This is a genomic window from Arthrobacter sp. BB-1 (assembly GCF_006151685.1).
Classification (GTDB): Bacteria; Actinomycetota; Actinomycetes; order Actinomycetales; family Micrococcaceae; genus Arthrobacter.
Window position 1 is genome coordinate 88,602 of record NZ_VDEV01000029.1, and the last position, 17,421, is coordinate 106,022.

A 17,421-nucleotide genomic window follows, 5' to 3' on the forward strand; every position below is an offset into this window, starting at 1 on the left:
TTCCCCGCCTCCCCTCCCATCCCCAAAAGGAAAGTAGAACCATGAAGAAATCCCTCGGCGCCGTTGCCGTTGCCGCAGCTGTGGCACTCTCCCTGTCCGCCTGCAGCGGATCCTCCTCCTCGGCAGAATCAGCCAAGGGCGAGATCAGCTACTGGCTCTGGGACGCCAACCAGCTCCCCGCCTACCAGCAGTGCGCCGACGACTTCACCAAGGCCAACCCGGACATCAAGGTCAAGATCACCCAGCGCGGCTGGGACGACTACTGGAGCACCCTCACCAACGGCTTTGTTGGCGGCACCGCACCGGACGTGTTCACCAACCACCTGGGACGCTACGGCGAACTGGCAGAAAACAAGCAGCTGCTGGCCATCGACGACGCCGTGCAGAAGGACAACATCGAGCTGACCGCCTACAACGAAGGCCTCGCCGACCTCTGGGTGGGCCAGGACGGCAAGCGCTACGGCCTGCCGAAGGACTGGGACACCATCGGCCTCTTCTATAACAAGGCCATGCTCGCCGGCGCCGGGGTCAGCGAGGACCAGATGAAGGACCTCACCTGGAACCCGGAGGACGGCGGCAGCTACGAGAAGGTCATCGCACACCTCACCGTGGACAAGAGCGGCAAGCGCGGCGACGAGCCCGGCTTCGACAAGAACAACGTGGAGGTCTACGGGCTGGGCCTGAACGGCGGGGGCGACTCCTCGGGCCAGACCGAGTGGAGCTACCTCACCAACACCACCGGCTGGTCCCACACGGACAAGAACCCGTGGGGCACCCACTACAACTATGACGACCCCAAGTTCCAGGCAAGCATGGAGTGGTTCGCCGGGCTGGCCGACAAGGGCTACATGCCCAAGCTGGAGACCACCGTCGGTGCGGCCATGGCCGACACCTTTGCTGCCGGCAAGTCCGCCATCAACGCCCACGGCTCGTGGATGATCGGGCAGTACACCGGCTACAAGGGCATCGAGGTGGGCATCGCGCCCACCCCTATTGGCCCCGAAGGCGAGCGCGCCTCCATGTTCAACGGCCTGGCTGATTCCATCTGGGCGGGCACCAAGAAGAAGGACGCGTCCATCAAGTGGGTGGAGTACCTTGCCTCTGCTGACTGCCAGGACGTCGTCGCCTCCAAGGCGGTCGTCTTCCCGGCTTTGAAGGCCTCGTCGGAGAAGGCCGAAGAAGCCTTCAAGGCCAAGGGCGTGGACGTCACCGCCTTCACCGAGCACGTCAAGAACAAGACCACCTTCCTGTACCCGATCACGGACAACACCGCCAAGGTCAAGGGCATCATGGAGCCGGCCATGGACGCCGTGGTTTCCGGCAAGGCGCCGGCGAGCTCCCTCACCCAGGCCAACGAACAGGTCAACGCCCTCTTCAAGTAGGCCCCGAATCCGTGGCTGCCTATATGGTCGCAGCCACCACCCGGCTGGATGCCGCCGCCCCTCCTCGCGGCGGCGGCATCCACCACCCACTGGACTGATGACCCACGCTTCCGGGTCTACACGCACGAATCAACACTGAAAGAGATCTTATGGACCCCCTCCACCTCCGTTCCGCCGGCACCAGCCTGGTGATCAGCTTCGACAGCGGAGAGGCCGAGGTCATCCATTGGGGTGCGGACCTGGGCACCACCTTGCCGGACCTGGCCATCCTCACCGCCCCGGTCCCCCACTCCGCCATCGACGCGCGCGTTCCGGCGGGCCTCCTCCCCCAGGCTTCGTCGTCGTGGCGCGGCAGGGCCGCCCTGCGCGGTTCCAGGACGGCCGACGGCGTCTCCGGACTTGATTTCTCGCCCCGACTCCGCGTTGTCACGGCCAGCGTCGCCGGCGGGTCTGCCACCATCGTCCAGTCGGATCCTGATGCCGGGCTCACGGTGGAATCCGCCCTTTCCCTGCACGACGGCGGCCTGCTGGAGCTGCGGCACACCGTCACCAACGACGGCACCACCCCTTACCAGCTCGACGAACTGGCGACCGTCCTCCCGGTGGCGCCTGACGCCGTCGAACTCCTCGACCTCACCGGCCGCTGGTGCCGCGAACGCCACCCGCAGCGCCGGGCCATCCAGCAGGGGACGTGGGTCAGGACCGGCCGGCACGGCCGCACCGGGCACGACTCCTCCCTGCTGTTCGCCGCCGGCACGGCCGGCTTTGGAAACCGGCATGGCAAAGTCTGGGCAACGCACCTGGCATGGAGCGGCAACCACGAGCAGTTTGCCGACACCATCGGTGATGGCCGAACCATGATTGGCGGTTCAGAGCTTTTGGGCCCTGCCGAGGTCATCCTTCAGGCAGGCGGCAGCTACACAACGCCCGCCCTGTTCGCCGCCTACTCTGACAAGGGACTGGACGGGGTCACCGAAGCCTTCTACAGCTGGTTCCGGTCCCGGCCGCACCACGTGCTCCCCGCCGCTTCCACGGGCCAACCCGCCGGAAAGCCGCGCCCGGTGGTGCTCAACACCTGGGAGGCCGTCTACTTTGACCACAACCTGGACACGCTGATTGAGCTGGCCGAGTCCGCCGCCGATCTTGGCGTGGAGCGCTTCGTACTCGACGACGGCTGGTTCCGCGGCCGCCGCGACGACCACGCCGGCCTCGGCGACTGGTACGTGGATGAAAGCCTGTGGCCCAAGGGGCTGACGCCGCTCATCGAGGCCGTCACCTCGCGCGGCATGGAGTTCGGGCTCTGGGTGGAGCCGGAAATGGTCAACCTGGATTCGGACATTGCCCGGGCACATCCGGACTGGATTGTTGGCCCGTCAGCCGTCCACCACAAGGACGGCGGGCGCCTTCCCCTGGAATGGCGCAACCAGCACATCATCGACCTGGTAAACCCCGAAGCGTGGCAGTACATCTTCAGCCGTATCGATGCGCTCCTCAGCGAAAACAACATCAGCTACCTGAAGTGGGACCAGAACCGGGACCTCATCGAGCATGGCCATGCCGGCCGCTCCTCGGTCCATGAGCAGACCCTGGCCGCCTACCGGCTGTTCGACGAGCTCCGCAAAGCACATCCCGGCGTCGAAATCGAATCCTGCTCCTCCGGTGGGGCACGCGTGGACCTGGGGATCCTGGAGCGGACGGACCGGATCTGGGGCTCCGACTGCAACGATGCGCTGGAGCGGCAGAGCATCCAGCGCTGGACCGGCGCGGTGGTCCCGCCGGAACTGGTGGGCAGCCACATCGGCCCCACCACCTCGCACACCACCGCCCGCACGCACGATCTCTCCTTCCGCGCCATTTCCGCGCTGTTCGGCCATTTCGGCATGGAATGGGATGTCCGGCAGGTCACCGGTGCTGAGCGTGAAGAACTCAAGCGCTTCATCGCCCTGTTCAAGGAACACCGCGGACTGATCCACAGCGGCCGCCGCGTCCACGCGGACGTTGCCGGCGACGCCCTGCTGCTGCACGGCGTCGTCACGGAGGCGCCTGCGGTCGAAGGCACGACGGCGGGCCTGTTCGCCCTGGTGAGCACCCGCACCTCCGCTGCCGAGGTGCCGGGCCGGCTGGGCATCCCCGGGCTGGACCCAGACCGGAGCTACAGCGCAGAAGCAATCTTCCCCACCCCGGACGACGCCGATTACGGCCACACGTACATCCAGGTGCAGCCGCCGGCCTGGCTGGCGGACGGAGCGGTGGCAACCGGACGCTTCTTCGCCGAGGTGGGCCTGCCCATGCCCAACCTGAACCCCGAGCACGCGCTGCTGGTGAAGTTCACCGCGCTTTAGGAACCATCGATTGCTCCGCAGGTGTCGTTTTCACGCTTCATACGCGCAGGCCCACGCCGGCAGGGTTCCCTGGCCGTGGAGCCGCCCCGGCGAGGGCCCCGGCCCGAGCTTGCTAGGGCAGGGTTCCCTGGCGGAGCTTGCGAGGCTAGGGGGCCGGTGGGGACCAATCGATGGGGAGCGGACGTAAGAATGCGCGGCGCCCAAAGCCAGCCGATAGATTGTCATCCATGAATGAAGCCTCCACCGACCCTGCCGCCCGCCGCACCATCCTGGTGATCAATGGACCCAACCTGAACCTGTTGGGCACCCGCGAGCCGGAAAAGTACGGCACCTCCACGCTGGCGGATGTGGAGCAGTTGGCGGCGGCAGCCGCCGAGGCCCACGGCTTTACGGCCGAATGCGTCCAGTCCAACCATGAAGGCGTCCTGCTCGACGTTATTCACGCCGCCCGGAGCAACGCCGCGGGCATCGTCATCAACGCGGGGGCCTTCACCCACACCTCAGTAGCCCTGCGCGACGCCCTCGCTGCCGTGCAGCTCCCCGCCGTCGAAGTCCACATCACCAATGTGCACCAGCGGGAAGAATTCCGGCACCACTCGTTCCTGTCCCCGGTCTGCTCCGCGGTCATCGTGGGCGCCGGGGTGACCGGCTACAGGCTGGCCATCGACTACCTGGCCGAAGTCCTCTAGCCGCTACTTCTGGATGCACTGCCCGGCAGACACGGGGGCACTCAACGACGCCGCCTGTGTGGCCACGGGGTTCAGGTCATCCATGGTGATGGCAAATCCCATGTCCGTGTCCGAGGTGGCCTTGGCGAAGATCACCCCTGCCACTTGCCCCCCGGTGGTCAGCAGCGGGCCGCCCGAGTTCCCGGGCTGCACGTCCCCGGCCAGGCGGTAGATCTCCTCCGGGGACGCGTTGTTGCCGTAGATGTCAGGCACCATCACCGTGGTGATGTCCTGGACCGTGGCGGGCTTGGACTGGAAAGGGCCGCCGTGGGGGTAGCCGGCAAAGGCGGCGGGGCTGCCGTTGGGCAGGTCCGCGCTCAGTGCCAGCGGATCCGCGGGGAGGTTGTCCACGGCGAGCACCGCGAGGTCATGCTTGGTGTCGAAGTAGACGACGCGCCCGGGCATCGCCCCGCCGTCGGGCAGTTCCACCACCGGCTCCGACACGCCCGCCACAACATGCGCGTTGGTGACCACCCGGTCCGTGGAAACCACAAACCCGGTGCCTGTCTGGTTCTGGCCGCACTGGTAGGCGGTCCCCGCGATCCTGAGCACGGAACCGGCGGCGCGGTTGAGGGCGGGTGTGTCGGTGCTGGCGTTCGGCACCGGCACGGCCGGCCCCTGTTCCAGGCCCTCAAGAAGTGTGGGAATGCCGTTGCCGATCACTGTGGAGCGAAGCTGCGCCATAGTGGCCTTGACGGGGTCCGGCGTCAAGCCGTCGATAAAGCGGATGACCTTTGATTCAGCCAACTGCTGGGACACAAGCGGCACGCCCAGGGAGCTGATGCTGAAGGCCAGCATGGACATCACCAGCGCGGAAACCACCACGTTGACGGCCCCGCCGATCAGGCGGTCCACCGCGCGCAGGGGCCGGATCCGCACCGCGCCACGGATATGCCGGCCCGCCATTGTTCCCAGGCCATGTCCCAGGACCACCAGTACGACGGCGGCTGCCACAATGGCGGTCAGCCTCCATCCGGAGTCCTGGACAAAGCCGCTCACCAGGGGAACTGCAAAAAAGGCTGCCACTGCTCCGGCAGCAAAGCCCGCAATACCGCCGACTGTCACCAGGAAACCGTTGCGCAGGCCGTAAACCAGATAGGACAGCAACGCCAGGATCAGGACCAGGTCCAGGACAGTCAAGCCGACCACTGAGGCTCCTTATTAAGCAGTTGAAACCCCATTCTAATGTTGGACGCTGACAATATTCTGGACAGCTCCCCGCCCTGCTGGCCCTCGGCAGTCCCCTAGCCCGCCGCCTTCCATGCCATCCGCGATTGGTCCGGGCCGGCCGTTCCGGCCCTGCATCAGGGCGTTTTGACTGCCAAGTTCGTCACAGAACCTTGAAAATTCTGAAACAATGGCACAAGCGCCACAGCCGACACTTTTATTCAGGAGATTTCATGGACATCGAGGTACTGCGCCGAGCACCCCTTTTCGCCACGCTCGACGACGACGCATTCCGTCTGCTGACGGACGAGCTCACCGAGGTGGACCTGTCCCGCGGCGCTTCGGTGTTCCGTGAGGGCGACCAGGGCGACCAGCTTTACTTCATCGTCTCCGGCAAGGTGAAGCTCGGCCGCACCTCACCCGATGGCCGCGAATCGCTCCTGGCAATCCTGGGCCCGGGTGAACTCTTCGGCGAGATGGCCCTCTTCGATCCAAGCCCGCGCACCGCAACTGCAACCGCCGTCTCGGAGACCCGCCTTGCGGGCCTCCGGAATGAGAGCCTGAACACACTGCTCCGCACCCGACCCGAGGTCTCCGCGCAGTTGCTGCAAGCCTTGGCCCGCCGCCTGCGCCGCACTAACGATTCGCTGTCCGACCTCGTATTCTCCGATGTTCCCGGCCGCGTTGCCAAGGCCCTGCTTGACTTGGCAGACCGCTTCGGCCGCCCGGCAACGGACGGTGTCCTGGTGGCCCACGAGCTCACCCAGGAAGAACTCGCCCAGCTGGTCGGTGCGTCCCGCGAAACCGTCAACAAGGCCCTCGCCGAATTCGTCCAGCGCGGCTGGCTCCGGCTCGAAGCCCGCGCCGTTGTCATCCTGGACATGCAGCGCCTCCGCCAGCGCTCCCGCTAGCACCCCACCGCCCCAGCCAAACGCTCTCTCACTTGATGCGCTAAAACCACCGACGCTCTCTCACTCGATGCGCTAAAACCACCGACGCTCTCTCACTTTCCTCAGGAAAGCGAGAGAGCGTCCGTGGAAAACCAGCGTTAAGTGAGAGAGCGTCCGTGTAAAACCAGCGTTAAGTGAGAGAGCGTCGCGAGTGGGCCCGGCTTCGAGCGGGGCTGGCCCACCCGCGGAACTACCGTTCGCGCTGGGGGTCGTCCGGGGTTGTCTTGGCGGCCTCGACTTCGAGCATGAGCTTGCCATCCTCTTCAACCAGGACCGGCTGGTAGACGTGGGCCTTGCGCTTGTAGCTCAGGTAGGCGATGCAGCCGTTGGCCATGGCCATCTTTTCGAGCATGATTTCGGAGCCCGGGACCAGGAGCTCGCCCAAGGTCCGGCCCACCGTGTTTTCCTGGCCCACCTCATCGCCCAGGGCGGTGGTATCACGTTCAGCGATCAGGTCGGCAGCATTGACCCAGCGCCCCCAGACGCCCTTGCCGTCCAGCAGGGTGGGCTGTTGGTTCAGGGGCACTGTGGCCGCGAAGTAGCGGGTGTCGAACCGGCGGTGCGCGAAATCCGGGCTGCGCCAGTTGACCAGGGACTTCAGCAGGTCCGTCCGGACGGACAGTCCCCGCTTTGCCAGGACTTCCGGAAACGTCTTTTCCTGCTCCGCAACGGCAACGCGGGCACGCATCCACTCGGGGGTTGACGTCGCTTCAACCGTACTGGCCATGTCCGGGCCGGCCAGCAACACACCCGTTTCCTCGAAGAGTTCGCGGATGGCGCCCAGCACGTGTCGCCGCGCCAGTCCGACGTCGTCCGTTCCCATCTGCTCAGCCCAATGCTGGGGCGAGGGACCCAACCAACCGACCGGATCGTCGTCGGCCGCGTCCAGCGACCCGCCGGGGAAGGCGAGGACGCCCAGCGGCGAGGACCCCGGCCGGTAGGCCAGCCAGGTTTCCAGGCCCGTGGGGGAATCGCGCAGGAGGACCACCGAGGAGGCAAGGCGGGCCGCGCGGGGCGTCCGCTCGCCGTGTTCGAGCCAGCTCTGGGCGGCCCCTTCAAGGTCCTGGGGAAGAGCAAAAAGCCGTCGAGCTAGCTGAGGCAAGAGAAACGACCGGTCCTAGCTGAATTCCGCTATGAGTTCGACCTCAACGGGAGAATCGAGCGGCAGCACGGAGACGCCGACGGCGGAACGGGCGTGCTGCCCCGCGTCACCGAGCACGCGCCCCAGCAATTCCGAGGCGCCGTTGATGACGCCCGGCTGTCCTGTGAAGGACGGATCGGACGAGACGAAACCCACAACTTTGACAATGCGCGTGATCCGGTCAAGGTCCCCAATGACGCTTTTGACAGCTGCCAGGGCGTTGACGGCGCAGATCGCCGCGAACCGCTGGGCGTCTTCGGGGGAAACCGTGGGCTCGTCGGCGAAGCCTTCGGTTCCTGCCGACACTTTGCCGGTTGCCGGGAGTTTGCCGTTAATGAAGGGCAGCTGTCCCGAGGTGTATACGTGGTTGCCGGAGATCACGGCAGGGACGTAGGCGGCCACCGGCGCGGCGACCTCGGGCAGGGCGAGCCCCAGGTCTGCCAGCCGCTGCTCAACAGCCGAAACAGGCGCCGTTGCCGCGCCGGGAGCAGCCTCTGCGGAGGTGCCCATGCTACTGCTTCTCCCTCTTGAGGTAGGCGACCAGGCCGTTGCCGTCCGGTCCGGGGACCACTTGGACAAGCTCCCAGCCGTCGTCTCCCCACTGGTCCAGGATCTGCTTTGTGGCGTGAATAATGAGCGGAATCGTCGCGTACTCCCATTTGGTCATGAGAGAAAGACTAGTCCTTGCCGGTAAAGTGGAAAACATGGCGACTCGTACGAACCCATTATTCGACACTGCCACCACCCTTGGTAAGATCCTCGTTTTCCTTGGCGTGAGTGCTATTTGCGGTGTCCTGGTAGCAGGCCTGCTGGTTCCCGCGGCGGCCGTTTCAGGCAGCGCAGCGAGCGGTTCCATCGAGTTCTTCGACACCCTTCCGGCTGAGCTGAAGGTTGACCCGCCCAACCAGACCACCAGGATCCTGGCCGCGGACGGCAGCGAGATCGCCAGCGTCTACACCGAGAACCGCACCAAGGTCGCCCTGGACCAGATCTCGCCCTTCGTTAAGGAAGCTGTCATCGCCGTCGAGGACAGCCGTTTTTATGATCACGGGGGCGTGGACACGACCGGTATCCTCCGCGCGCTGGTCAGCACCGCCCGCGGCAACAAGCAGGGCGCATCCACCATCACACAGCAGTACGTGAACAACGTCCTCAACGCCAACCTCGCAGCCGAGGGCAACGAGGACCAGATCAAGCTCAACGGTGTGAACAAGGGCGTGGGCGACAAGCTCCGCGAGATGAAGCTGGCCATCGCCCTGGAAAAGGAGTTCAGCAAGGAGCAGATCCTTGAGGGCTACCTGAACATCGTCTTCTTCAACCGCGACGCCTACGGCATCGAGGCCGCGTCCCGCTTCTTCTTCAGCACCAGCGCCAAGGACCTCACGCTCCCGCAGGCGGCACTGCTGGCCGGACTCGTCAACAGCCCGTCCGCATTCGACCCCATCAACAATCCGGAGAACGCCAAGCAGCGCCGCGACCTGGTGCTGGGCCTGATGCTGGGCCAGCGAAAGATCACCCAGGCCGAGCATGATGCCGCCGTGGCCACCCCCGTGGAGACCAAGGTGACACAGCCCAAGCAGGGCTGCGCCTACGCGTCCACCGCACCCTACTTCTGCGACTACGTGCTGCACCTGCTGGAGAACAACCCGGCGTACGGCGCGGACCGTGAAGAGCGCCTCCGCCTCATCTACGGCGGCGGCCTGACCATCACCACCACGCTGGACCCGAACGCCCAGGCCGTGGCGCAGGAGCAGGTCAACGCCTCAGCCGGCGCCAACCCGGACAAGTGGGGTGCCGCCATGGTCTCCGTGCAGCCCAACACCGGCAAGATCGTCTCGATGGCCCAGAACACCTCCTTCCTGCCCGCCGAAGGCGCCTTCGATTCCCAGGTGAACTTCAACGTGGACAAGCTGGACAAGGACGGCAACGACCTCAACGGCCTCGGCGGCGCCCAGCCCGGCTCTACCATGAAGCCGTTCACCTTCGCTGAATGGCTCAACGAGGGCAAGTCCATGAATACCGTGGTCAACGCGGCCCAGCGCCGCTACCCGCTGAACTTCCCGTGGCGCAACAGCTGCGGCCAGGTCACGGGCGCCTACAACACGGCGCAGAAGTCGCTCGGCGCCGCCGACGATCTTCAGAACGCCGAACCACAGTGGTACCGCCCGCTGTCGGTCCTGGAGGGCCTGTACAACTCCATCAACACCGTGACTTTCGCTTCGGCGGCGCAGCTGGACTTCTGCGGAATCCAGAAGATCGTGGACGCCACCGGCCTTCATGGCGGCCTTCCCGCTGATGGTGACCCGAACCCGAAGATCAACATGTCCACGCTGGGCAACCTGCTGGGTTCCACGCAGACGGCCCCGCTGACCATGGCCAGCGCCTTCGCCACGTTCGCGAACGACGGCAAGTACTGCGAACCCATCGCCATCACTGCTGTGACCGACCAGACCGGGGCAACCCTGCCGGCACAATCCAGCAGCTGCCGGGACGCGGTCAAGCCTGAGGTTGCCCGCGGCGTGAACTACGCACTCCAGGAAGTCCTGAACCGCGGCTCCGGTTCACTGATCCAGCCCCGGATTTCCACCCGCACCAGCTTCCCGATCGGCGCCAAGACCGGTACGTCCAACAACAACGGGTCCACCTGGGTTGTAGGACACACCACGGGCCTGGCCACGGCTGCCTGGTTTGGCGACGCACTCGGCGCCCAGGACCGGTCCGGCCAGAACATCACGGTCAACGGGAAGTTCTACCCCGGCATCGACGGTTACATGATCGCCGGCCCGATGTTCTCGAACTTCATGTCCCGGATCGCGCCGGCCTACGGCACCAACCCGTTCCCGGCCCCGCCCAGCAACCTCCTGAACGGCGGCACCGGCAGCCGCACGCCCGCCACGACGGCACCGCAGGCAACCCAGGCACCGGCTCCGGCACCCGCCACCCAGCCCGCCCCCGCGCCCGCGCCGGGCAACCGCGACAAGAACAAGAACTAGCCGCCGATGATTTCAACCAGCGAGTTGGCCAGCCGCGCCCGGACCATCGGGCGCGGCTTTGCCGTCACCGCAGGGACCGGGGCCGCCGCGGGAATGGCCGCTTTCGGGTACGGCCTGTGGGAGAAAAACCAGTTTGTGCTCCGCGAAGAGACCCTGGCCATCCTGCCGCCGGGGAAGAACCCGTTCCGGATCCTGCACCTGAGTGACATCCACTTTGTTCCCGGCCAGAAGAAGAAGGCTGCATGGCTGCAGTCCCTGGCCGAGCTCCAGCCGGACCTGGTGGTGAACACGGGCGACAATCTCAGCCATGCCAAGGCGGTGGATCCCCTCCTGGCCGCGCTCCGCCCGCTGCTGGAGTTCCCCGGTGTCTTTGTCCCCGGCTCCAATGATTACTTCGCCCCCAGCCTCAAGAATCCCGCCTCGTACCTGCTGGGGCCGTCCAAGGCCAAGCCCAAGCCGACGGCGCTGGACTGGCCGCGGCTGCGGTCAGGGTTCGGGATGGGCGGCTGGGTGGACCTGACCAACCGCCACCAGTCCCTGGTCCTGAACGGCATGCGCTTTGACTTCTCCGGAGTGGACGATCCCCACCTGCAGCGCGAGCGGTACGCAGGGTGGCCGCGCGGGACCGTGAACCAGGACGCCGCGGACCACCTCAAGGTGGCCGTGATCCATGCGCCGTACCAGCGGGTGCTGGACCATTTCACCGAGGACGGCGCTGACCTCCTGCTCGCCGGCCACACCCACGGCGGGCAGCTGTGCATCCCTGGTTATGGCGCACTGGTGGCCAATTGCGACCTCCCCACATGGCGGGCGAAGGGCCTGCATGACTGGAGCAGCAATGGACGCACGACGCCGGTCAACGTCTCGGGCGGCATCGGCACCTCGCGCTTCGCCCCGGTGAGGATCGCCTGCCGGCCGGAGGCCGTCCTGCTGACCCTGACCTCACCCGCCTGACTCCGTCGCCCTGTCCCTGACAGCTCCCCACGGGCATGTTTGGGGACCAGGAGTGATGGGGCGTCAGGCAGTTGAAGTGTCTGTGAATCGCCTCACGCCATGGCATAGGGTAGTTGCTACGGGAAACTACATTCGTTTTAGAGCTTGAGAAGCGGTCATGGCCAGGCAAACTCCATTTTTTCGATCGATCAGTCGTCTCTACCCCCATGTCCGGCCCATCATTCCCCGGCTCGTGCTGGGACTCCTTTGCGCGTTGCTTGCCAGCGTGGTGGCCCTGGCAATTCCCCAGGTCCTGAGGGTCCTGGTCAACGAATCGCTGCAGCCGGGCGGCGCCACCGGGGCGGTCTGGCTGTCGGCCGGGATCATCCTGGTCCTGGGCATCGCAGAAGCGGGACTGGTGGCACTCCGCCGGCAGTTCGTCATCAATCCGGCCACCACAGTGGAAACCCGGATGCGCGTCTCCCTCTATGACCATCTCCAGGAACTGACGGTCTCCTTCCACGACCGCTGGGGTTCCGGCCAGCTCCTGTCCCGCGCCATGACGGACCTGAATTTCCTGCGCCGCTGGATGGCGTTCGGGGCCATCATGCTGGTGGTCACCACGCTCACCGTGATCATCGGCATAACCGTCATGTTCACCATGAGCTGGCAGCTGGCCCTGATCTTCCTGGCCGCGGCCGTGCCCATCATGGCGTACAGCTTCCGGTTCCGGACCCGCTTCAGCAAAGTGGCGCGCCGCAGCCAGGACCAAGCGGGGGACCTTGCAACCACGGTGGAGGAATCCGTCCACGGCATCCGCGTGCTCAAGGCCTTCGGCCGCAGCCGCGAAGCCCTCGAAAACTTCGAAGGACAAGCCGAAGAGCTCCGCCAGACTGAGATCGACAAGGCGCGCCACCAGGCCATGTTCACCATGGTGGTCACGCTGCTGCCGGAGCTCGCCCTCGGAGCAGGGCTGGTGGTGGGGATCATGTTGTGCTCCAGCGGGCAGCTCAGCATCGGCGCCCTGGTGGCCTTCTTTGCCACGGCGGCAGTCATGGCATCACCCGTTGAATTCTCCGGAATGCTGCTGGCCATGGCACTCACGGCCAAGTCCGCCGTCGACCGCCACTACGAAGTGATGGATACTGTCAACACCATCACCAGTCCCCCGGAACCGCGGCGGCCGCGGCAGCTGGCCGGTGCGCTTCGTTTCAACAAGGCCAGCTTCGCCTTCGAGGATGCCCCGGACAAGCCCATCCTGAAGGACATCAACCTGGAGCTGCGCCCCGGTGAGACCATGGCCCTGGTGGGGATCACGGGCAGCGGCAAGAGCGCCCTGATCCAGTTGGTGCCGCGCCTGTATGACGTCACCGACGGCTCCATCAGCATTGACGGCGTGGACCTGAGGGACTTCGAGGTGGAGGAACTCCGCCGCATCGTGGGCGTGGCTTTCGAGGACACCACGCTGTTCTCCAACTCCGTGCGGGACAATGTGCTCCTCGGGGCACCGGAGCGCACCGAGGCCGCGCTGGATGAGGCGCTGGACGTGGCGCAGGCGCACTTCGCGTATTCCCTCCCGGAGGGCGTGGACACTCTGATCGGCGAGGAGGGCCTCAGCCTGTCCGGCGGCCAGCGCCAGCGGATTGCGCTGGCCCGCGCCATTGCCGCCCGCCCGCGGGTGCTGGTGCTGGATGACCCGCTGTCAGCCCTGGACGTCCACACGGAGGAGCTGGTGGAGACCCGGCTCCGGACTGTCCTGAAGGACACCACCACGCTGATCGTCGCGCACCGGCCGTCCACTGTGGCCCTCGCGGACCGGGTGGCGCTCCTTGAGCAAGGCAGGATCGCCGCCGTCGGAACCCACACAGAGCTGCTGGCGGGCAACGACCACTACCGTTACGTCATCGCCAGCCTGGACCAGGAACCCCGGGACCTGGACTCGGAACTGTCAGACCTTGAGGAAGAGGCCGACATCCACGAAGCGGAGGCCACCCGATGAGCGCCGCGGCATTCGGCACCGCCAACGAAGACAACGCCCACCTCAGCAAGAGCGACAGCAGGGCTGTACGACGGCGGTCGCTGGCCCTGCTGCGCTCGCTGATCCGGCCGGTCCGGCTGCGCTTCTGGGTGACCATCGCCATGGTGGTCCTGTCCCAGGCGGCACGCGTGGCCGGCCCGGCGCTGATCGCCTTCGGCATCGACCGCGCACTCCCCGCCCTGCAGGCCGGGGACAACACGCCCCTGGTGCTCACCGGCGTCGCCTACCTGCTCGCAGCCATAGCGACGGCGGGGCTCACGGCCTTGTACGTCACGTCCACCGCAAAGCTGAGCCAGGCTATGCTGCTGGACCTGCGCCTCCGGGTCTTCCGCCATACCCAGCGGCTCAGCCTCGAGTTCCACGAAAAGTACACCTCCGGCCGGATCATTGCCCGGCAGACCTCGGACCTGGAGGCCCTCCGGGAGCTCCTGGACTCCGGCGTCAGCTCGCTGGCCTCCGGCATGCTGTTCATGGTCTTCACCGCCATCACCGTGTTCGCCCTGGACTGGCGCAGCGGGCTCCTGGTGCTGGCCGCCGGCGTTCCCATGTTCTTCCTGGCCCGCTGGTACCAGAAACACTCCCAGATCGCCTTCCGGGAATCGCGCGTGGTCTCCGCCCGGCTGATTGTGCACTTTGTGGAAACCATGACAGGCATCCGCGCCGTCAAGGCCTTCCGCAAGGAGCAGGAAAACTCCGGGCGCTACGGCCAGCTCGCAGAGGACTACCGGCGGGTCACCGTCCGGTCCATCAACCTCAACGGCATCTTCCAGCCGGGGCTGGTGCTGGTGGGCAACGTGTGTGTGGCGGTGGTCCTCCTGTTCGGCGGCTTCCGCGTCCTTGGCGGGGAGCTGGAGGTCGGGGTGCTCCTGGCACTCATCCTGTCCACCAAGCGGTTCTTCCAGCCCGTGGACCAGATGGCCATGTTCTACAACTCATTCCAGAGTGCACAGGCCGCGCTCGAGAAGGTTTCCGGGCTCCTTGAGGAGGTGCCCACGGTCCGGCCGCCAAAAAGTCCCGTCGCCCTCAAGGATGCCAAGGGTGCCATCGACTTCAATGGCGTCGAATTCCGTTATGGTGATGGTCCTGTCATCGTGCCCACCCTGAACCTGCACATCCCGGCGGGGCAGACGGTTGCCCTGGTGGGCCAGACGGGAGCCGGGAAATCCACCCTGGCCAAGCTGATAGCCCGGTTCTACGACGTCACTTCGGGCTCGATCACGCTCGACGGCATCGACCTCCGGAACCTGGGCACCACCGACCTGCGCCGCAACATTGTTATGGTCACCCAGGAAGCGTTCCTGTTCAGCGGCTCGGTGGCGGACAACATCGCCTTGGGCCGGCCGGAAGCGTCGCGGGCGGAGATCGAGGAAGCCGCCAAAGCAGTGGGCGCCCACCACTTCATCATGGCGCTCCCCGAAGGTTATGACACTGACGTCAACAAGCGCGGCGGTCGCGTGTCATCCGGCCAGCGGCAGCTCATCAGCTTTGCCAGGGCCTTCCTGGCCCGTCCCGCCGTGCTCATCCTGGACGAGGCCACATCCTCTCTGGACATCCCTTCCGAAAGGCTGGTGCAGCAGGGCCTGGCCCGGCTCCTCTCGGGCACGGAGGCGGCCCGCAGGACTGCCCTGATCATCGCCCACCGCCTGTCCACCGTGGAAACCGCGGACCGGGTGCTGGTGGTGCACGACGGCCGCATCGTTGAGGACGGCAGCCCGGCCCAGCTCATCGGTGGTGGCGGACGCTTTGCCGACCTGCATGGAGCATGGAAGGACTCGCTGGTGTGATCCCAGTCCTTAAACTCACCGGCAGCCCTGGCGGCGGCTGAGGATTTCGCATCGGACCCCGGCATCGGCTATCCTTGTAAAGTTGCTTTTGCAGCGGATCGGGATGTAGCGCAGCTTGGTAGCGCGCTTCGTTCGGGACGAAGAGGTCGCAGGTTCAAATCCTGTCATCCCGACCAATACAAAAGAGGGTCTCCTTGCGGAGGCCCTCTTTTGTATTAACCGGAGTTCCGCAAAATCGGTAACTTTTTGGTAAAGGAAAAGCCCCGGAGCAGGTGCTCCGGGGCTTCCCTCGCCTCCTGTGGTGAGGAAGCTGTTTACACAGGGTCGGGCCAGTTGCCCGTGTAGGTGGTGTAGCTGGTTTCGGTGGTACCGGCTTTCTTGCCCTTCGTCTCCTTGGAGACAGGATCAGGCCAGTTTCCGGTTCCGGCTACAGCCACTCGTTCCGTGTCAGCGATGGAACCTGCAGACAAGACAGCCGGAGCCGCCGCAGAAAACGCCAACGCCCCAGCCAGGACGGCTGCCGCTGCAATCTTCTTCAACATATAAGTTCCTCAATACGAGTCGGATTCGTTACAAAGCCAGCACTGTCCTTGTTGACATACATTGTAAAATGTTTTCCACAGCGGCTGTCAAGCGCTAACAGGAAACCTGTGGAGAAAGGAGGAGTCCCGTGGGCAACGGATTCGGGGAGAAGCTCCGGGCAGAGAGGCTCGATAGGGGGCTGACACAGGCGGAACTGGGCAAGGACCTGTACTCCCCCAGCTACATTTCCCTACTTGAAACAGGCCGCAGGGAACCAACTGCGGAAGTGATCGAGGAACTCGCACGCAGGCTGGAGCTTGCGCCGAAGGCCTTGGAAGCATGGAGCCAGCCCATCACGGTCAGCGACGCCGAGTATGTCCTGGCAGGACTGTACGCCCGCCAGGCGTGGGACCTGAGGGATTACCCGCTCGCCGCAAGCCATGCCGCAGCAGCGGCCCAGATTGCACTTGACGGAAGAAACACCAGCGCCTGGTGGAACATGAGTTACATGCAGGCCGAGTGCTTGCTGAAGCATGGCGACCTGCAGGAGTGCAGGGAGGTCGTGGAACGCCTGCTGGAGCACCCGATGGCAAGGGAATCTGTGGGGCTCGGCGCCCGGGCCCGTCAAATGCTCGCTGTTATATGCCAGCGTGAGGGCCAGCTGACGGCCGCCGTGGAGCACGCAACCGAGGCCTTGGCAATCGCCGAGCAGCTGCCGAGGGGCTCGATCATTACCATCGGCGCCCTGCGGGCCCTGATCGGCGCCTTGGCCGAAAGCGGCCGTCTTAATGAAGCGTGGAAGTACTGCCAGGAGTTGCTCACCCAGGTGGACGAGCACGCGATGTCCCAACTTGCCGGCGAGGTGGCCTGGGTCATCGGCAACGTGGCGTTTATGCGCCACGATTATGTGGAGGGCGTCAAACACCACGAACGCGCAGCGAAACTGCTGTCACCGGCAAATGATATTGAGCTGTGGGCACGTTTTAATAAGGCGTCCGCCGCGGTACGGCTGTCATCTGGAATTGTGGAGCCTGAAACCCTTTCATCCATTGAACGGGCTGAGCTTGCCTTTTCAATCGTCAGCGGAACCAAGAGCGATGAGCTGGAAGTCGCTTTCATCCGCGCCCGGTGGCTGTACCTGACCGGGGACATTGTTGCCGCCGTCGAGAAGCTCAGGGAGATCCACGCGGAGCGGGACAGCCTGGCAAAGCACACCGCCGGGGAAGTGTCACTGCTGCTGGGCAAGTCCCTCAAGGCCGCGGGGGAATCAGAGGAAGCGCTGGTCCACCTCGAAGAGGCGCAGAAAGCCTTCAGCGCGGCGGGAGCCGCTGACCGCGTCCAGCAGGCACTGGACGCGGTCCTGGAAATAAAGCTGGCCCAGCGGCGCGCCGCTGCCGCTGTGAAAGCCAGCTAGCAACACGCCGTTCGCCGGGAGCAGCTG

General features: G+C 65.4%; 14 protein-coding genes and 1 tRNA gene. 10 read left to right on the top strand and 5 right to left on the bottom strand.

Annotated features, from left to right (window positions below):
- The first annotated feature begins 41 nt into the window (after positions 1-41).
- From FHJ30_RS16505 to aroQ, 3 genes are all read left to right on the top strand, one after another.
- Complete coding sequence (locus tag FHJ30_RS16505; RefSeq protein WP_139030346.1) at positions 42-1,382, top strand: sugar ABC transporter substrate-binding protein; 1,341 nt, start codon at positions 42-44, stop codon at positions 1,380-1,382.
- Between the two features lie 149 nt (positions 1,383-1,531).
- Positions 1,532-3,724 (top strand): alpha-galactosidase, encoded by a 2,193-nt coding sequence (locus FHJ30_RS16510; protein WP_139030347.1) that lies wholly within the window; start codon positions 1,532-1,534, stop codon positions 3,722-3,724.
- Between the two features lie 227 nt (positions 3,725-3,951).
- Complete coding sequence (gene aroQ, locus FHJ30_RS16515; RefSeq protein ID WP_139030348.1) at positions 3,952-4,413, top strand: type II 3-dehydroquinate dehydratase; 462 nt, start codon at positions 3,952-3,954, stop codon at positions 4,411-4,413.
- A 3-nt stretch (positions 4,414-4,416) separates the two neighbouring features.
- Here aroQ and FHJ30_RS16520 read toward each other — a convergent pair whose 3' ends face one another.
- On the bottom strand, positions 4,417-5,601 hold the full coding sequence (locus FHJ30_RS16520; RefSeq protein WP_139030349.1) for a MarP family serine protease: 1,185 nt from the start codon (positions 5,599-5,601) through the stop codon (positions 4,417-4,419).
- Between the two features lie 251 nt (positions 5,602-5,852).
- Between FHJ30_RS16520 and FHJ30_RS16525 the strand changes: the two genes are divergently transcribed.
- Positions 5,853-6,530, top strand: coding sequence for a Crp/Fnr family transcriptional regulator (locus FHJ30_RS16525; protein WP_050684013.1), 678 nt, complete (start codon positions 5,853-5,855; stop codon positions 6,528-6,530).
- Between the two features lie 229 nt (positions 6,531-6,759).
- On the opposite strand, the gene FHJ30_RS16530 is transcribed toward FHJ30_RS16525, so the two are convergent.
- Genes FHJ30_RS16530 through FHJ30_RS16540 form a run of 3 tightly spaced genes read right to left on the bottom strand, consistent with a single transcriptional unit; the run spans position 6,760 to position 8,377 of the window.
- Positions 6,760-7,671, bottom strand: a complete 912-nt coding sequence (locus FHJ30_RS16530) for an NUDIX hydrolase (RefSeq protein ID WP_139030350.1) — start codon at positions 7,669-7,671, stop codon at positions 6,760-6,762.
- 15 nt (positions 7,672-7,686) lie between these two features.
- Positions 7,687-8,220, bottom strand: a complete 534-nt coding sequence (locus FHJ30_RS16535; protein ID WP_139030351.1) for a RidA family protein — start codon at positions 8,218-8,220, stop codon at positions 7,687-7,689.
- Between the two features lies 1 nt (position 8,221).
- Positions 8,222-8,377 (bottom strand): DUF4177 domain-containing protein, encoded by a 156-nt coding sequence (locus FHJ30_RS16540; protein WP_003797879.1) that lies wholly within the window; start codon positions 8,375-8,377, stop codon positions 8,222-8,224.
- Positions 8,378-8,414: 37 nt separating this feature from the next.
- Between FHJ30_RS16540 and FHJ30_RS16545 the strand changes: the two genes are divergently transcribed.
- From FHJ30_RS16545 to FHJ30_RS16565, 5 genes are all read left to right on the top strand, one after another.
- Positions 8,415-10,703: a transglycosylase domain-containing protein gene (locus tag FHJ30_RS16545; protein ID WP_139030352.1), complete on the top strand. Its 2,289-nt coding sequence runs from the start codon at positions 8,415-8,417 to the stop codon at positions 10,701-10,703.
- A gap of 6 nt (positions 10,704-10,709) precedes the next feature.
- Complete coding sequence (locus FHJ30_RS16550) at positions 10,710-11,657, top strand: metallophosphoesterase (RefSeq protein WP_139030353.1); 948 nt, start codon at positions 10,710-10,712, stop codon at positions 11,655-11,657.
- A 157-nt stretch (positions 11,658-11,814) separates the two neighbouring features.
- The gene (locus tag FHJ30_RS16555; RefSeq protein ID WP_139030354.1) at positions 11,815-13,635 is read left to right on the top strand and encodes an ABC transporter ATP-binding protein; all 1,821 of its coding nucleotides are present in this window, start codon (positions 11,815-11,817) and stop codon (positions 13,633-13,635) included.
- Positions 13,632-15,458 (top strand): ABC transporter ATP-binding protein, encoded by a 1,827-nt coding sequence (locus FHJ30_RS16560; RefSeq protein ID WP_139030355.1) that lies wholly within the window; start codon positions 13,632-13,634, stop codon positions 15,456-15,458. The genes FHJ30_RS16555 and FHJ30_RS16560 overlap by 4 nt, the downstream gene beginning before the upstream one ends.
- A gap of 99 nt (positions 15,459-15,557) precedes the next feature.
- A tRNA-Pro gene (locus tag FHJ30_RS16565) sits at positions 15,558-15,634 on the top strand.
- 138 nt (positions 15,635-15,772) lie between these two features.
- On the opposite strand, the gene FHJ30_RS16570 is transcribed toward FHJ30_RS16565, so the two are convergent.
- Positions 15,773-16,000 (bottom strand): hypothetical protein, encoded by a 228-nt coding sequence (locus FHJ30_RS16570; protein WP_139030356.1) that lies wholly within the window; start codon positions 15,998-16,000, stop codon positions 15,773-15,775.
- Between the two features lie 128 nt (positions 16,001-16,128).
- Between FHJ30_RS16570 and FHJ30_RS16575 the strand changes: the two genes are divergently transcribed.
- Positions 16,129-17,394 (top strand): helix-turn-helix transcriptional regulator, encoded by a 1,266-nt coding sequence (locus FHJ30_RS16575; protein WP_139030357.1) that lies wholly within the window; start codon positions 16,129-16,131, stop codon positions 17,392-17,394.
- The last annotated feature ends 27 nt before the right edge of the window (positions 17,395-17,421 follow it).